This is a genomic window from Shinella sp. NM-101, assembly GCF_021401195.1.
In the GTDB taxonomy this organism is placed as follows: Bacteria; Pseudomonadota; Alphaproteobacteria; order Rhizobiales; family Rhizobiaceae; genus Shinella.
In genome coordinates, this window is the sequence record NZ_JACBFT010000014.1 from 1 (window position 1) to 16010 (window position 16010).

At 67.0% G+C, this 16010-nt stretch carries 16 protein-coding genes and 1 pseudogene; 10 read left to right on the plus strand and 7 right to left on the minus strand.

Annotated features, from left to right (window positions below; translation table 11 throughout):
- From L0976_RS21495 to L0976_RS21520, 6 genes and pseudogenes are all read left to right on the plus strand, one after another.
- Nucleotides 1-98 (plus strand): annotated as a pseudogene (locus L0976_RS21495) (IS110 family transposase); the annotation flags it as partial.
- 341 nt (nt 99-439) lie between these two features.
- Nucleotides 440-2773 (plus strand): glucose/quinate/shikimate family membrane-bound PQQ-dependent dehydrogenase, encoded by a 2334-nt coding sequence (locus tag L0976_RS21500; protein WP_234189207.1) that lies wholly within the window; start codon nt 440-442, stop codon nt 2771-2773.
- 376 nt (nt 2774-3149) lie between these two features.
- On the plus strand, nt 3150-4826 hold the full coding sequence (locus L0976_RS21505; RefSeq protein ID WP_234189208.1) for an ABC transporter ATP-binding protein: 1677 nt from the start codon (nt 3150-3152) through the stop codon (nt 4824-4826).
- A 67-nt stretch (nt 4827-4893) separates the two neighbouring features.
- On the plus strand, nt 4894-5346 hold the full coding sequence (locus L0976_RS21510) for a hypothetical protein (RefSeq protein WP_234189209.1): 453 nt from the start codon (nt 4894-4896) through the stop codon (nt 5344-5346).
- A gap of 219 nt (nt 5347-5565) precedes the next feature.
- A complete protein-coding gene (locus L0976_RS21515) occupies nt 5566-6066 on the plus strand; it encodes a GNAT family N-acetyltransferase (RefSeq protein WP_234189210.1) in 501 nt (166 codons plus the stop codon).
- Between the two features lie 16 nt (nt 6067-6082).
- Nucleotides 6083-6667 (plus strand): DJ-1/PfpI family protein, encoded by a 585-nt coding sequence (locus L0976_RS21520; protein WP_234189211.1) that lies wholly within the window; start codon nt 6083-6085, stop codon nt 6665-6667.
- A gap of 626 nt (nt 6668-7293) precedes the next feature.
- Here the strand turns inward: L0976_RS21520 and L0976_RS21525 are convergent.
- Together L0976_RS21525 and L0976_RS21530 are read right to left on the minus strand one after the other, a co-directional pair.
- The gene (locus tag L0976_RS21525) at nt 7294-8202 is read right to left on the minus strand and encodes a cytochrome c (RefSeq protein WP_234189212.1); all 909 of its coding nucleotides are present in this window, start codon (nt 8200-8202) and stop codon (nt 7294-7296) included.
- A gap of 149 nt (nt 8203-8351) precedes the next feature.
- Nucleotides 8352-8795: a cytochrome c gene (locus L0976_RS21530; RefSeq protein ID WP_234189213.1), complete on the minus strand. Its 444-nt coding sequence runs from the start codon at nt 8793-8795 to the stop codon at nt 8352-8354.
- A 209-nt stretch (nt 8796-9004) separates the two neighbouring features.
- On the opposite strand from L0976_RS21530, the gene L0976_RS21535 reads away from it, so the two are divergent.
- Nucleotides 9005-10066 (plus strand): phosphatase PAP2 family protein, encoded by a 1062-nt coding sequence (locus tag L0976_RS21535; RefSeq protein WP_234189214.1) that lies wholly within the window; start codon nt 9005-9007, stop codon nt 10064-10066.
- Here L0976_RS21535 and L0976_RS21540 read toward each other — a convergent pair.
- The gene (locus L0976_RS21540) at nt 10035-10670 is read right to left on the minus strand and encodes a LysE family translocator (protein WP_234189215.1); all 636 of its coding nucleotides are present in this window, start codon (nt 10668-10670) and stop codon (nt 10035-10037) included. The genes L0976_RS21535 and L0976_RS21540 overlap by 32 nt on opposite strands.
- Nucleotides 10671-10791: 121 nt before the next feature.
- Between L0976_RS21540 and L0976_RS21545 the strand changes: the two genes are divergently transcribed.
- Complete coding sequence (locus tag L0976_RS21545; RefSeq protein WP_234189216.1) at nt 10792-11493, plus strand: YafY family protein; 702 nt, start codon at nt 10792-10794, stop codon at nt 11491-11493.
- 53 nt (nt 11494-11546) lie between these two features.
- On the opposite strand, the gene L0976_RS21550 is transcribed toward L0976_RS21545, so the two are convergent.
- The 3 genes from L0976_RS21550 to L0976_RS21560 form a co-directional block, all read right to left on the minus strand.
- A complete protein-coding gene (locus L0976_RS21550) occupies nt 11547-11855 on the minus strand; it encodes a type II toxin-antitoxin system RelE/ParE family toxin (protein WP_234189217.1) in 309 nt (102 codons plus the stop codon).
- A complete protein-coding gene (locus L0976_RS21555; RefSeq protein WP_203318224.1) occupies nt 11852-12109 on the minus strand; it encodes a CopG family ribbon-helix-helix protein in 258 nt (85 codons plus the stop codon). Before L0976_RS21555 ends, L0976_RS21550 begins: the two co-directional genes overlap by 4 nt.
- A 159-nt stretch (nt 12110-12268) precedes the next feature.
- Nucleotides 12269-12868 (minus strand): superoxide dismutase, encoded by a 600-nt coding sequence (locus L0976_RS21560; RefSeq protein WP_234189218.1) that lies wholly within the window; start codon nt 12866-12868, stop codon nt 12269-12271.
- Nucleotides 12869-13133: 265 nt separating this feature from the next.
- On the opposite strand from L0976_RS21560, the gene L0976_RS21565 reads away from it, so the two are divergent.
- Nucleotides 13134-13526 carry a hypothetical protein gene (locus tag L0976_RS21565; protein WP_234189219.1) on the plus strand — a complete coding sequence of 131 codons (393 nt, stop codon included), beginning with the start codon at nt 13134-13136 and terminating at the stop codon, nt 13524-13526.
- Between the two features lie 320 nt (nt 13527-13846).
- On the opposite strand, the gene L0976_RS21570 is transcribed toward L0976_RS21565, so the two are convergent.
- Complete coding sequence (locus L0976_RS21570; protein WP_234189220.1) at nt 13847-14731, minus strand: branched-chain amino acid aminotransferase; 885 nt, start codon at nt 14729-14731, stop codon at nt 13847-13849.
- 182 nt (nt 14732-14913) lie between these two features.
- Here L0976_RS21570 and L0976_RS21575 point away from each other — a divergent pair, with 182 nt between their 5' ends.
- A complete protein-coding gene (locus L0976_RS21575) occupies nt 14914-15954 on the plus strand; it encodes a zinc-dependent alcohol dehydrogenase family protein (RefSeq protein ID WP_234189221.1) in 1041 nt (346 codons plus the stop codon).
- The last annotated feature ends 56 nt before the right edge of the window (nt 15955-16010 follow it).

The window sequence follows — 16010 nt, forward strand, 5'->3', positions numbered from 1 at the left end:
GAAAGCCGAAGATCGTCGCCATCGTCGCGACCATGCGAAAGCTCCTCACCATCCTCAACGCCATCATCCGGGACGGAAAACCATGGCAAAGCGCTTGACTGACAAGACAGTCGCTCTCCCCTCGGGGAGAAGCTGGCCCTCTTGCAATCGGCGTCCCTCTCATCCGCCTGCCGGCATCTTCTCCCCGTGGGGGGAGAAGGGAAGTATGGCAACGCCGAATTCCCGGGCGCGCGCCCCCGCGAGCGGGGAGATGTGGCAAAGGATACGGCATATGCGGCGGCGATCGCGCGCCGAAAGCATGGTTTCACACGGATAATTCCCGCGTTACCGTCTCCCGCATTGAAGCGTCACGATTGCGCCCTAATTTCTCCAGCGTCCCTCCTTGAGCCGGACGTCATGTCGGCCTCCTCCCCGGCCGGCATCGCTAACGGAGACCATCATGTTGCTAACTCTTACCGCCGCCGTCATCACCATCATCGGTCTGGTGCTGACGGGCGGAGGCGGATGGCTGCTGTCGCTCGGCGGCAGCCCCTACTATCTCATTACCGGCCTTGCCTTCCTCGTCACGGCCGTGCTCCTGTTCCGCCGCTCGGCCGCGGCGCTCTGGGTCTATGCCCTCGTCATCCTCGGCTCGCTCGGCTGGGCGATCTGGGAGGTCGGCTTCGACTGGTGGCAGCTCGGCCCGCGCGGCGGCATCATCGTGCTGCTGGGCCTGTGGCTGATGCTGCCGGCCATCCGCCGCCCGCTCGGCTTTGCCAGCCCCACCGGCATCCCCTACCCGGCCTCGGCAATGCCGCTCGCCGTCGCGGTCATCGTCTCCATCGTCGTTGCCGGCTATTCGATGACGCAGGATCAACACGACATCGCCGGTAACCTGCCGAGCGAGGTGGCCAATGCCACGCCGGCGCTCGGCGGCAACGTGCCGCCCGGCGAATGGCACCAGTACGGCCGCACCCCCTACGGCCAGCGCTATTCGCCGCTCGACCAGATCAACACGCAGAACGTCTCCACGCTCAAGGTCGCCTGGCAGTACCAGACCGGCGACGTGAAGCTGCCCGACGACGTCGGCGAGACCACATACCAGGTGACTCCGCTGAAGGTCGGCGACACGCTCTACATGTGCACGCCGCACAACTGGGCGATCGCGCTCGACGCGGGAACCGGCAAGGAGAAGTGGAAGTACGATTCCAATTCCGGCATGAACCCGGACCGCCAGCACCAGACCTGCCGGGGCGTGACATATTTTGCCGATCCGGCCGCCACCGCCGGCACGGCCTGCGCCACGCGCGTCTACCTGCCGACGTCCGACGCCCGGCTGATCGCGCTGGACGCTGAGACCGGCGATGTCTGCACCAGCTTTGCGGACAACGGCATGCTGCATCTCGAAAAGGGCATGCCCTACAATCCGGCCGGCTACTACTACTCCACCTCGCCGCCGGTCATCACCGACGGCAAGATCATCATCGGCGGGGCGGTGAACGACAACTACTCGACGCAGGAACAGTCCGGCGTCATCCGCGCCTTCGACGTCAATTCCGGCGCGCTCATCTGGAACTGGGATTCGGGCAATCCGGACGTGACGACGCCGCTGCCGGAGGGGCAGGTCTACACCGTCAACTCGCCGAATTCCTGGTCGGTGTTCAGCTATGACGACGCGCTCGGCCTCGTCTATATCCCGCTCGGCAACCAGGTGCCGGACCAGCTCGGCATGGGCCGCAGCGAGCATGTGGAGAAATATTCCTCCTCCATCGTCGCGCTCGACATCAAGACCGGCGCGGTGCGCTGGGTGCGCCAGACCGTGCACCACGACCTCTGGGACATGGACGTGCCGGCCCAGCCGGCGCTGGTCGACATCACCAGGGACGGCAACACCATTCCCGCCCTCGTCGGCCCGACCAAGCAGGGCGACATCTACGTGCTCGACCGGCGCACCGGCGAGCCGATCATCCCGGTCAAGGAAGTGCCGGCCCCGACCGGCGCGATCCCGGAGGACTTCACCGCCCCGACCCAGCCGGTCTCCGGCCTCACCTTCATGCCCGATCCGCTGACCGAGAAGAACATGTGGGGCATCACCATGTTCGACCAGATGATGTGCCGCATCGACTTCCTGTCGATGAAATACGAGGGCCGCTACACGCCGCCCTCGCTTGAGGGCACCATCGTCTATCCCGGCAATTTCGGCACGTTCAACTGGGGCTCGGTCGCGGTCGATCCCGAGCGGCAGGTGATGTTCGGCATGCCGACCTACCTCGCCTTCACCTCCCGCCTCGTGCCGCGCGACCAGGTGCCGCCGAAGGGAGAGGACGAGAAGGGTTCCGAGCAGGGCCTCAACCGCAACGACGGCGCGCCCTACGGCGTCTATATGGGACCGTTCCTCGGCCCGCTCGGCATTCCCTGCCAGGCGCCGCCGTGGGGCTATGTCGCTGGCGCCAACCTTGCCACCGGCGAGATCGCCTGGAAGCACAAGAACGGCACGGTCAGGGACATGACGCCGCTGCCGCTGCCCTTCAAGGTGGGCGTGCCCGGCATCGGCGGCCCGATGATGACCAAGGGCGGCGTCGCCTTCCTCGGCGCGGCGGTGGACGACTATCTGCGCGCCTATGACGTGACGACCGGCCGCCAGCTCTGGGAAGCCCGCCTTCCCGCCGGCGGACAGGCAACGCCGATGACCTACACGGTCGGCGACAAGCAATATGTGCTGATCGTCGCCGGCGGCCACGGCTCGGTGGGCACGAAGCCGGGGGACTACGTGATCGCCTATACGCTGCCGTAAGGGGGCGTAGGGTTCACCGGGCCCTGCCCGGCATCTCCTCCCACGCGGGGCTGCCGTTCAGGGAACTCGACGCTGCCGCTTTTCCCTTCTCCCCTCGGGGAGAAGGTGGCCCGAAGGGTCGGATGAGGGGGCGCGGCACAGAGAGTCTTTTCCTTCTGCCTTCGGCATCCCCCTCATCCGCCTGCCGGCACCTTCTCCCCGCTGGGGAGAAGGGGGTGGAGGAAACGGCTTCCCACAAGCGTTCGCCCCAACCTGTGGAAATGTCCGGCAGGCCTGAGGGTGTCGCCGCCGCAGACAGTAAAGACCGGCGCGGGGTTGCCTCTCCGCGCCGGTCTTTCCATTATGGCGCCTTGCCCATCCTCCCGGGAGATTCGCCATGAAAGACGACTGGCGGCTGATCGCCGCGCCGGTGAAGATCATCCTTGCCAATTACTGGCGTTCCTCGCGCGGCCTGCTGGCGCTGGTCGCGGTCATCGTCTTCCTCTCGGCCGTTTCGGCCGTCGCCGCGCCCTATCTCTTCTCGCGCCTCGTCGACGCCATGGCCGCCGACCGCCTCGCCGAGGGGCTGGCCGCCGGGCTCGTCGTCTATGCGCTTTTGATCGGCATCGCGGCGGCCATGCAGCACATGGTGCAGTACCTCTCCTACATGAGCGCGGAGAATCTCAGCTTCATCGCCAGCACCAGCCTGTTCGACCGGCTGCTGAAGAAGACGGCCGGCTTCTTCGTCGAGCACAACCCGGCCGAGATCGAGGGCGCGCGGCGGCGCGGACAGGGCGCGCTGATGACGCTCGTGCAGCTCGGCCTCATCGTCTTCATTCCGGGCGCCACGCAGATCGTGCTGGCGCTCGCCATGCTGGGCGCGACGATCAATTTCGAGGTCGTGCTGATCGTCCTCGTCTACGGCACCGGCTTCGTCGCCCTCACCGCCCTTGCCAACCACCGCACGCGGCGTTTCCTCGACGCGGCCATCGAGGCCGGGCAGGAGAACGCCAAGTTCGTCGGCAACGCCATGGCGGCGATGGAGACGCTGCGCCATTTCGGCAGCCACGGCTGGATGCAGGCGCGCTTTGCCGACAAGGCCCGCGAGGAGCGTGACAACTGGGCCGCCTTCTGCCGCCGCCGCATCGGCTACAGCGCGGTGCTCGGCGCGGGGCTGGCGCTGCAATTCGTCGTCACCTTCCTCCTGCTCCTGCCGCGCTACCGGGCGGGCGAGCTCAGCGTCGGCGACCTCGTCCTCTTCAACACGCTGCTGCTCCAGCTCAACCTGCCCTTCGAGATGATCGGCCATGCGCTCGACGACGTGGTGCGCGCACGGGCCTCGCTGCTGCCGCTCGCCCGCATCTGGGCCGCGCCGGAGGAACCCGACACGGTGACGCCCGGCGGCTTTTTCCCGCGGGACGGCCGCCTCACCTTCGAAAACGTCTCGTATGCCCATGAGAACGGCCGCGGGGTGGAGAATGTCGACTTCCTCGCCGAGCGCGGGCGCATCACCTATCTCGTCGGCGAGACCGGCTCGGGCAAGTCGACGCTGCTGCGGCTGGCGCTGAAGTCGCTCTCGCCCTCCGCCGGCCGGATCACGGTGGACGGCGAGGACCTTGCGGCCGTCTCCCAGCGCGACTGGTACGGCGCCGTCGGCATCGTGCCGCAGGAGCCGACGCTGCTCAACGACACGCTCGCCGTCAACATCGCGCTCGGCCGGCCGCTGGACCGCGAGAGGCTGCTGCGCGCCGCCGACAAGGCGGCGATCCTGCCCTTCATCGAGGCCCTGCCCGACGGTTTCGAGACGCTGGTGGGCGAGCGGGGCATGAAGCTCTCCGGCGGCGAGCGCCAGCGCATCGCCATCGCCCGGGCGCTCTATGCCGACCCGCAATTCCTCTTCCTCGACGAGGCGAGCTCGGCGCTGGACGAGGCGACGGAAGCGGAGATCATGCAGCATATCCGCAGCCTTGCCGGCGACGTGACGATTCTCGCCGTGACGCACCGCAGGAGCGTGATCGCCCCGCGCGACCATGTCGTGCGGCTGGCCGGCGGGCGCGTGGAGGGCGAGGACTGACGGCGAAAGCCTCGCGACAGGCGCAACCGGTAATGGTTCCCCGAGATCCTATCGGGGAGCCTTTTTCATGAAGATCGACGGCAGCATGCTTTCCGCCCATGCGCTCGGCCGGCCGCGCGCGGCCGCCAGCGGCGACAGCCTTTCCAGCGGCATGGGCGATGGCGGCGGCGCGTGGAAGCGCAACATCCCGACGGCTGAGACCTCCGCCGCCATGCCTTCCGGCCTTGCCCATGCGCTGTGGGTCAACAGGCAGGAGAAGGCCGAACGGGAAAGCGATGGCCTGCTGTCCGATTTCATGGAGCTTTCGAAGATGAACCCGGTCGAGCGCCTGCGCAAGGAGCTGCTCGAATCGATGGGCCTCACCGAGGAAAGCCTGGCAGAGCTGCCGCCGGAAGCGCGCGAGGCGATCGAGGAGGAGATCCGCCGCACCATCAAGGAGCGGCTCGGCATCGACGACACCCGTGAGGCCGGCAACGCGGCAGGGCAACCCGCCGCCGGCAACGACGAAGCGAAGGCCTGACCAGCCTTCGTTTCACCCTTTTTCTTTCCCATGAGAAAGCCGATTGACAAACGGCGCGAAAGGGAGAATATCGCGTCCATGATCAAGAGCACGCACATCGCCGCGACGTATTTTTGGCTGTTCCGATAAGGAGCGGCTGTTCGATCATGTCAACAAGCCGCCATCAGGCGGCTTTGTTGTTTTAGGGCACCTGATGGCACGAAACCCAAGGAGCCCGAAATGCTGAATACCGTCATCAAGCTCGATCCCCACGCCGTCGAACGCCCGCCGATGCTGACGATCCGCGCCGCGCGCCAGGGCGACCTGCAGCAGATCCTCGACATGATCGCGCTGCACGCCGAATGCCACGGCGACACGGCGAGGATCACCGCCGTCGATCTCGACCGCGACCTCTTCGGCGCCCATCCCTGGATCACCGCACTCGTCGCGGAAGCCGGCGGAAAGCTGATCGGCTACGCGCTGCTGGTGCCGATGTACCGCGCCATGGAAGGCGTGCGCGGCATGGAGCTGCACCAGATCTTCGTGCGCGACGGCCATCGCGGCCACGGCATCGGCCGCCATCTCGTTTCCCGCGCGCGCGAACATGCCCGCATGGCCGGCTGCGGCTACCTTTCGGTGAGCGCGGCCACCGGCAATTTCGGCGCCCACCGCTTCTACGAGCAGATGAACTTCCGGGCTGGTCCGGTGACGGGGATGCGCTACATCCATGCATTGGGCTGAACCGACGGAGGCCGGCATGGCGAAGCGACTGGCAATCGTGCTGACGGAAGGTTACGCGGACTGGGAATGCGCCCTGCTGATGGCGACGGCCCGCGGCGACTGCGGGGCGGAGACCCTGGTGCTGACACCGGGCGGGGCGGACGTCACCTCGCTCGGCGGCGTCACCGTCAAAGCCGCCGGGGAGGCGCAAGCGGCCCTGCCCGCCGATTTCGACGCGCTGGTCGTCTGCGGCGGCACGATCTGGCAATCCGGCGCGGCGCCCGATCTTTCGGGCCCGATCGGGCGTTTCATCGAGGCCGGCAAGCCGGTGGCGGCGATCTGCGACGCCACGCTGGAGCTCGCCCGCCTCGGCCTTCTCGATACGCGGGCGCATACCGGCAACTATTCCGGACAGCTCGGCAAGCTCGTGCCGGACTATCGCGGCGCGGCGCACTACCGCGACCAGCCGCAGGCGGTGCGGGACGGCGGCATCATCACCGCCTCCGGCGCGGCGCCGGCCACCTTCGCCCGCGAAATCCTGGAGGCCATCGGGCTCGGCTCCGCGGAGCTGCGGGATTATCTGGCGATGTACGGGGATGAGCATCGGGCGGCGAAGGGCTGAGGAGTGAGGCGGGTCGACGCGGAACGCACGCCGGCCCGGGCAGGAGCGGCCGACCGCGTCGCGGAAATGCCGGACCTGATGGGCCGCAGCACCCCGCCTGATGGCGGCAGCACCCGACTTTTCGGCATTGTCGCGGCTTGGCGGCACTTCACCAGCCTGAATGCATCCCGGCTTGGGCTGGGGGCATTACAGTTTGGCGGCGGCCATGCCCTGCACGGCGGCAGGAGGCTGCCCCTCCCCACCCTCCATCGTCATCCTCGGGCTTGACCCAAGGACCCACGCCCCAAGCCCACGTCGTGCCGTGACGCAAGGATCCTCGGGTCAAGCCCGAGGATGAAAAAGGAGAGGTGGTGTCCCGTCAGGGCGGCAGAGAGGATGCCGCTCGCGTAAGGCCCCGGGGCGTCCGGGCCCACGGGGCGTTCAGGCCTACGCGGCGTTGAGGCCTACACGGCGTTGAGGCCTACGCGGCGTTGAGGCGCACGGGCGTCAGGCCCACCGGGCATCGGGCCTGCCGGGCGCTTAGGCCCGCCGAACGTTCCGGTTCGCAGAGCGTTCCGCCGACCGGGCGTTCGAGCTCCGCCGAACCGTCAAGCCTCGCCGCAACCGCCAGCCCCCGCCCCCGAAGCTCACCGCGCCGGGATCGCCTTCAGGTAGGCGGCGATCGCCTCGCGGTCTTCCTTCGGCAGTTGCGCCATGTTCTTCTGCACGGAGACCATCGCGCCGCCGACGCTGTCGAACTCCGGCGTGAAGCCGGTTTCGAGGTAGTTGACGATGTCGCCCGCGCTCCAGCTGCCGAAGCGGCCCTCGACGGGGGTGATGTCGGGGATGCGGCCCTCGCCTTCCGGGTTCGGCCCGCCGGCGAGCCACTGGTCCGTCTTCAGCCCGCCCAGCATGTCGCGCGGCGTGTGGCATTCGCCGCAATGGCCCGGCCCTTCCACGAGGTACTGGCCGTGCTTCACGGTCTCGTCGGCATTGGCGAGGTCCACGCGCGGCGCTTCGTCAAGGTAGAGGAACTTCCAGCCGCCGAGCGCCAGGCGGATGTTGAAGGGGAACGGCAGCTCGTGCTCCGGCGCGACATTGCCGCTCTTCGGCAGGGTCTTCAGGTAGCCGTAGAGGTCGCGGACGTCCGTCACCGTCATGCGCGCGTAGGAGGCGTAGGGAAAGGAAGGATAGAGATGCTCGCCGTTGCGGCCGGTGCCGCGCTTCATGGCATCGCCGAATTCGGCCAGCGTCCAGGCGCCGATGCCCGCCGTCTCGTCGGGCGAGATGTTCGGCGCGTGGAAGGTGCCGAACGGGCTTTTCAGCGCAAGGCCCCCGGCCAGCACGCGCTTCTGGTCGTCGGGCGCGCCCGGCGCCGCGTGACAGCTCGCGCAGCCGCCCGCATGGAAGAGGCGCTCGCCATTGGCAAGGTCCGGCTCGCCTGCCGTGGCCCAGGTCTCGGCCGGCAACCGTTCCGGCGCCGTCAGGAAAAGGAACGCGCCGGCGCCGAGCGCGCCGAGCACGACGATGCCGCCAAGAAATCTTCCAAATGCCATGAGCCCTTCCCTCGCTGGAGCGTCTTCAGCCGGTTGCCGGACCGCTCCCGCCGCGGCCGTGCCGGCGCGGCGCCTGAACATGGACACCTTCCCGGCGGCCTGCGCCGGGAAGGTGTTTCATCGTGTGGGGATCGTCCGGTCCACCGCGATCATTTCTTGACCCGGTAGACCTCATGACAGCCGCCGCAATTCGGCCCGATCGCGCCGAGCGCCGCGCCGACCGCGGCCTGGTCCGCCGGCAGGCCGGCGAGCGCAGCGTCGGCGGCCTCGCCGAGCTTGGCGGCCTTCGCCTTGAAGTCGTCCATCTGTTCCCAGATCGCCGCCTTGGCTTCCGTGTCGTGGCCCGTCTCGGAGCCGGCCGGGAACTGGTCGGGGAAGGCCTTGGCGACCTCGCTCATCGTGGTCAGCGACGCCTTGACGACCTCTGCGTCATAGGGCTTCTCGCCCTTGGCGATGCCGGAAAGCGCGCCCATGGCCCCGCCCACCTTCTTCATCATCTCCTGGCGGACAACCTGCGGCTCGTCCGCCGCCGCGACGAAGCCCGCGCCGATGATCGAAAGCGCGGCCGCTGCCGCCAAAATCCTGAACTTCATGGAGTTCTCCCGTTCTGGCGGCGGGCCCGGGCCGCGCCGCCGATTTGCGATGCGCGGCCATGATTGCATTTTAGAAAACCCACGATAGTAAAATCTTTTTGATGCCGGCGGTGCGCCGCACACCACGGGCGGCTGCATCTTTAACGTTTCTTGATCTTTTGTAAGCACAACTCGGTCATCGACACATTGCCGGTCCGAGGCCCACCAGCATGCGGAACGCATTCCTCAAGACCCTGTCCGCCGACCTGCGGCAGATGCTGCCCTTCCACGCCTTCGTGCTCGCGCATGCGGCGCTGGTCATCGGCATCCTCACCTGGCATGCCGATTTCACGGCAACGGCCTACCGGCAATATGCCGCGCAGTTCGGGCCGGTCTATTTCCTGGGGCTCCCGGCCATTCTCCTCCTCGACAAGCTCGTCACGGGCGTGTTCCGCAACCCGAAAGCGCCGCTCGCCTGGATGACGCTGCCGACGCCCGCGCTGCTCGGCCATCTGGCCGGCGCCGCCGCCGTCTTCGGCTCCTTCATCCTCTTCATGGGCTCGTTCACGACGTTCAAGACGCTGATGCCGGCCATGCGGGGCGGCTTCCCCTATGACCGCGCGCAGGCCGACCTGGATGCCCTGCTCTTCGGAGGCGTCGATCCCGGGCCGCGGCTGATGGCGCTCTTCGGCAACCCGCATATCCTCTCCATCCTCGAATGGAACTATTCCGTCGCCTGGACCGCCTTTGCCTTCGTCCCGATCTTCTTCATCGTGCTGCGCGCAAGGGGCGCCGTCCGCCTGCGCTACTGCCTCGGCTTCGCTCTCGTCTGGGCGGTACTCGGCAACCTCCTCGCCTACGCCTTTCTTTCCGCCGGTCCCGCCTTCTACGGATATGTCACCGGCGATGCCGCGCGCTTCGGGGCACAGTTGCGGATGCTCGACAATGGCGTCGCGGCGACCTTCCAGGCCTATCTGTGGCAGAACTACCTTCAGGACGTCGCGGGGCTTGGAACGGGCATTTCCGCCTTCCCGAGCGTTCATGTCGGCGTCACGATGATGAACGCCCTCTTCCTGCGGGAATTCAGCCGTACCGCCGGTCTTCTCGCCTTTGCCTATGTCTTCGTCACGCTGGTGAGTTCGACGCTCCTCGGCTGGCACTATCTGATCGACGGCTACACTTCCATATTGGTCGTGCTTGTCCTGCACATCGCACTGAAGCGCCTGTTCGCGGCCGGGTCCGCGGCACCTGTCGAAGACCTCAAACCGTCCCCCAACCTCGCCAGACCGTGACCGCCGCGATGACGACAAGCAGCACGCCCGCGGCGCGGCCGATGAGGCGGGTGGCGGCGGGGCTGCCGACCAGCGCGTCGCGGCTTTGCGCGGCGGCGAGCGCGAGGCCGCCGTAGACGGCAAGCTGGGCCGCCCAGATCATCAGCAGCATGACGAGCGTCTGGCGCCAGAGGGGGCCGAATTCCGGGTGCAGGAACTGCGGGAAGACGGCGAGCATGAAGAGATAGGCCTTGGGGTTCATGAGGCTGGTCAGCGCGCCCTGGCGGAAGCGCGTGGCAAGGCCGCGCCTGCCGAGATCGCCGACGTCGCCGATGACGATGGAGCTGCGGAAGAGCTGCCAGCCGATCCACGCGACATAGGCCGCGCCGGCGACCAGCAGCCCGTTGAAGAGCTTCGGCGCGAAATGCAGCAGCATGCCGACGCCGAGGGCGGCATAGAGCGTGTGCACCAGCCCGCCCGCCATGATGCCGAAGGTCGCCGAGAGCCCAGCCCTGCGGCCGCCGGAGAGCGCGCTCGCCAGCACGAAGACCATGTCCATGCCCGGCACGATGACGATGCCTGAGACGAGCAGGAAGAAGAGCCAGAGGTTTTCGCTGTAGTTCATGTCAGTTGGCCGTTGCCTTTTTCCGCGCCGCAGCCCTATGCTGCTTTTTGTTTCAAGCGCTTGAGGCGTGCTATAGCGAAGGCCAACTGACAGGGATGTGTCAGTTGTGACGGAGAAAACCATGCGCAAGGCATCCCGGCTCTTCGAGATCATCCAGATCCTCAGGCTCTCCCGCCACCCGGTGACCGCCGCCGAGATCGCCGAACGGCTGGAGGTGACGGTGCGCTCGATCTACCGCGACATCGCCGCGCTGCAGGCGATGCGCGTGCCCGTCGAGGGCGAGCGGGGCATCGGCTATATCCTGCGCCCCGGCTTCGACCTGCCGCCGCTGATGTTTTCCATCGAGGAGACGGAGGCCGTGGTGCTGGCGCTCGCCCTTCTGGAGCGTGCGGGGGACGCGGAACTGAAGGCGGCCGCCAGAAGGGTGGGCGAGAAGATCGCCGGCGCCGTGCCGCCGCCGCTGCGCCAGACGCTTTCCGCCCGCGCGCTGCACGCCTGGGGCACCGCGCCGCGCCAGCCCGACGGCATCGACCTTGCCACGGTGCGCCGGGCGATCCGCGACGAGGAGAAGCTGCTCATCGACTACCGCGACGAACAGGCCCGCGCCACCGAGCGCACCATCCGCCCCATCGCGCTCATCTACTATTCGGAAACGGCGAACATCGTCGCCTGGTGCGAGCTGCGCCAGGCCATCCGCAATTTCCGCGCCGACCGGGTGGAGGCCTGCGAAGCGACGGGCGAGAACTTTCGCGGCGAAGGCGACGGGCTGCGGCAGATGTGGATTTCCGGCTGGGCGGAGAACCGGGCGGCGGCGGGTTCCTAAGCGTTTCACGCATTCCGGACGCAGAGCCCGCGATCCACTTTGCTGGAATTGCCCTATTCCGGCCATTCCTCGCGCGGCCATTGCCGCGCGGTATGGATGACGCGCAGGATGAACAGGGTCTCCCGCCCCTCGGCCATCTCCATGCAATAGGCGAGAACATAGGGAAGACCGCTCACCGATTTCTCGTAGGTGCCGCCGACCCGGCCCGGCCGGCCGACGGCGCGTTCGCCCAAAACGACCGCCGCCGCATCGATCCGCGCGACAACCGAGCGTGCCGCTGCGGGATCGTCCTTCGTGATGTGGCGGACCTGCTGCTTCAGGTCATCGAGGGCCGCGCGGGACCATCGGACGGGACGCTTCACGACCGGTCGCGCTCAGCCGTATCGATCGCGGAGGCAAGTTCGGACATGGCTTCCTCATGCGAAACCGTCCGCCCGTTGCGAACGTCCTCAAGGCCTTCGCCGATGCCCTCTACGATCGCCAACTCCCTGGCGACATAGGCCGAAACCGCCTCGGCGGCGAGGAAGGAGCGGCTGCGGCGCGTGTCCGCCGCCAGCCTGTCGAGCTTTTCCTTGGTGTCGGTGCTGACGCGGATCGTCATCGTCGTGCTGCTCATGGGTGGCCTCGGTACTGGTTTGTGTACATGCCAGCACAATATCACACATTCGGGCGGAATTGGATAACCCGTTCCTTTTCGGCAGACGGAGAGAAGGCTCGCCAAACAAAAACCCCGGCCGTTTCCGACCGGGGTTTGCGTAATCGGCAAACCGAAGGCTTACTTCGTTGCGGCTTCGTAGCGCTCCAGGACGTAGTCCCAGTTGATCAGGCTGTCGACGAAGGCTTCGAGGTATTTCGGGCGGGCGTTGCGGTAGTCGATGTAGTAGGAGTGTTCCCACACGTCGACGCCGAGGATGGGTTCCGCGCCGTGGACCAGCGGGTTCTCGCCGTTCGGGGTCTTGGAGATGGCGAGCTTGCCGTCCTTGACGGAGAGCCAGGCCCAGCCCGAGCCGAACTGCGTGGTGCCGGCGGCGACGAAATCGGCCTTGAACTTGTCATAGCCGCCCAGATCGCTGTCGATGGCCTTCTGGAGCGCGCCCGGCAGGCTCTTGCCGCCGCCCTTCTTCATCCAGTTCCAGAAATGGAGATGGTTGTAGTGCTGGCCAGCATTGTTGAAGAGGCCCTGGTTGGTGCCGTAGGACTTCTTGACGATCTCTTCGAGGGAGAGGTTCGCAAGGCCTGCTTCCTCCGCCAGCTTGTTGCCGTTGTCGACATAGGCCTTGTGGTGCTTGTCGTGGTGATATTCGAGCGTCTCGCGCGACATGAAGGGGGCGAGCGCGTCGTAATCATAGGGAAGCGGCGGAAGTTCGAAAGCCATGATGGTGTCTCCTCTTTGTTTGCCGCAATTCCGAAGGCGGGCCGGTTTCCCGGGCGGTGCTGGAATTGCTCTGGCGACGGAATTTTGTGAAGGAAATCCGTGAGCGGAACATAGGAGCGGCAACCGGAAGAGGCAACCGCCCGCCTTCCAAATTTTCCTGACATGCGGCAAAATCCTTCCTGTTTCGCCTGTCAGATCAAGGGCGGGCGGAACCTGTCGGCGATTCGCGCCGTTTCCGTCTCGTCCCCCAGCACGGAGCCCCTTCATGCGCGCCATCCCCCCCGCCCTCCTCGCCGTCCTTCTCGCCACCCCCATGGCGCACGCCTCCTCCCCGGATGCCTGGGAAGAATTCCGTGCGGATGTGGAGAAAAGCTGCCTTGCCAGCCTGCCGGAAGCGCTCGGCACGCCCAACGTCTTCGTCGAGCCGACCGGCACGCAATCCTTCGGCATCGCCGCCATCGAGGGACTCTCGCCGGAATCGAAGAGCCAGATCACCTATGTCTGCATTTACGACAAGCAGAAGCAGACGGTGGAGGTCTCCCCGCCGATCGCCGCGGAATTCCTGCATGTGGTGCGCGAGAGCGAGCGCGAGGCGGCCGCCAAGAAGCGCGCGGAGACCGGTGACAACACCACGCAGGATCCTGCGGGGCAGGAATAGGAGCCCGTCAGGGAGGTGCGCCTTCCTGTATTCCTCTCGCCGTCTTCAGGGAAAGCATCCCATCTCACCGTCAAGGTCGGGCTTGCCCCGACCATGAGTCCACCCACGCGCCGAGGATTGTGGATCCTCGGGTCAAGCCCGAGGATGACGACGGAGAGGCAGGCCGGTTGAGAGAGAGAGAGAGAGAGAGAGAGAGAGAGAGAGAGGAAGGGTGCCATTGAAGGCAGGTAGCCGTGCGACACCGTTCGATTGGGGGGCGCCCCTCCGTCACCCTCGGCCTTGAGCCGAGGGTCGAAAGCCGGCCGAAGGCCGGCCCTTATTCACGCATCGCCGTTCGAATGCGCCCAGTCGAAATAGAGGTCGCGGGCCTTGGCGGTGACGGGACCGGGCTGGAGATCGCGGTCCTCCAGGCGGGTGACGGGGACGACCTTGGAATAGTTGCCCGAGGTGAAGATCTCGTCCGCGGCGGCGAAGTCGGCGGGGGTGAGCGTGGTTTCCATCACCTCGAAGCCCGCGTCCCTGAGCAGGCCGATGACGCGGCTGCGCGTGATGCCGGCAAGGAAGGTGCGGTTGGCGGCCGGGGTGAAGATCACGCCGTCGCGGACCATGAATATGTTGGAGGAGGCCGTCTCGGCGACGTTGCCCAGCATGTCCCGCACCAGCGCGTTGTCGAAGCCGCGCCTGCGGGCCTCCACCAGCATGCGGGCGTTGTTCGGGTAGAGGCAGCCGGCCTTGGCATCCGTCGGCATGCATTCCACCGTCGGGCGGCGGAAGGGCGAGAGGGTCAGCGAGGAGCCGGCCTTGGGATCGCCCATCGAGGCCTCGAACAGGCAGAGCGCGAAGCGGGTGGAGTCCGCATCCGGCGCGACGACGCTGATCGGCGAGCCGTGCTCGGCCCAGTACATCGGCTTGATGTAGATCGCGGTCCTGCCGTCGAACTTGCGGACGCCCTCCAGGGCGAGCGCCTCGATCTCTTCCGAAGAGACGGTCGCCGCAAGACCCAGCGCCTCGGCGGAGCGGTTGACGCGCCGGCAATGCAGGTCGAGGTCCGGCGCGATGCCGTCGAACCAGCGTGCGCCGTCGAAGACGGTCGAGCCGAGCCACATGGCATGCGAGGTCGGGCCGATGAGCGGCGGGTTGCCGGAAATCCATTCGCCGTCCACGAAGGTCCAGGTCGTCGTGCGTGGTGAAGTGTCGACTGGCATTTTTCTACTCCTTCTGGCCCATCAAGGCCCGACCGGGCTTTGCGGTCAAGTCGCAATTGCCTTCCGCCAGAGCGCGCCGCTTGTCCATTCAAGATGTTGAATGGATGCATCAGGTCTTATCATGGATGGCGCGGTTGAGGGCCTTGCGGGCGCGTGCGATACAGGCGGAAAGGGAGACGGCCATGCGCGCGATGTACTACGAAGCCTTTGAAGCGAAACCGGATATCCGGGTCCTGCCGGACCCGGCGCCGACACCCGGCGGCGTGGTGATCAAAGTGGAGGCGACGGGGCTCTGCCGCAGCGACTGGCACGGCTGGATGGGGCACGACCCGGACATCAAGCTGCCGCATGTGCCGGGGCACGAACTCGCCGGCACGGTGGCGGCGGTCGGCAAGGCCGTGACCCGCTTTCGCGAGGGCGAGCGGGTGACCGTGCCCTTCGTCTCCGGCTGCGGCCATTGCGGCGAGTGCCGTTCGGGCAACCAGCAGGTTTGCGAGGAACAGTTCCAGCCGGGCTTCACCCATTGGGGGTCCTTCGCCGAATATGTCGCCATCGACCATGCCGACCAGAACCTCGTGCACCTGCCGGACGCCATCGACTATGCCACGGCCGCCAGCCTCGGCTGCCGCTTCGCCACCTCCTTCCGCGCGGTGGTCGACCAGGCGCGGGTGACGGGCGGGGAATGGGTGGCGGTGCATGGCTGCGGCGGCGTCGGCCTTTCCGCCATCATGATCGCCGCCGCGCTGGGGGCGAACCCCATCGCCATCGACATTTCCCCCGAGAAGCTGGACTTCGCGCGGAAGATGGGCGCGGTCGCGACGATCGATGCCCGCGCGGTCTGCGATGTCGCCGAGGCGGTGCGGGAGATCACCGGCGGCGGGGCGCATGCTTCCGTCGACGCGCTGGGCTCGCCCGTCACCTGCTTCAATTCCATAAAGAACCTGCGCCGGCGCGGGCGGCATGTGCAGGTCGGCCTGATGCTGGCCGACCATGCGACGCCGCAGATCCCGATGGCGCAGGTCATCGGCCACGAGCTGGAGATCTACGGCAGCCACGGCATGCAGGCCTGGCGCTACGATGCCATGCTTTCGATGATCGAGAGCGGCAAGCTCGCGCCGCAGAAGCTAATCGGTCGGCATATCGGGCTGGAGGAGGCCGTGCCGGCGCTGATGGCGATGGACCGGGCGACGGAGCTCGGGATCAGCGTGATCACGCGGTTCTGAGGGTCGCGGGCAAGGCGGCCGCCCCTCATTCCGCTGCCGCGGCCCTCTCCCCGCAA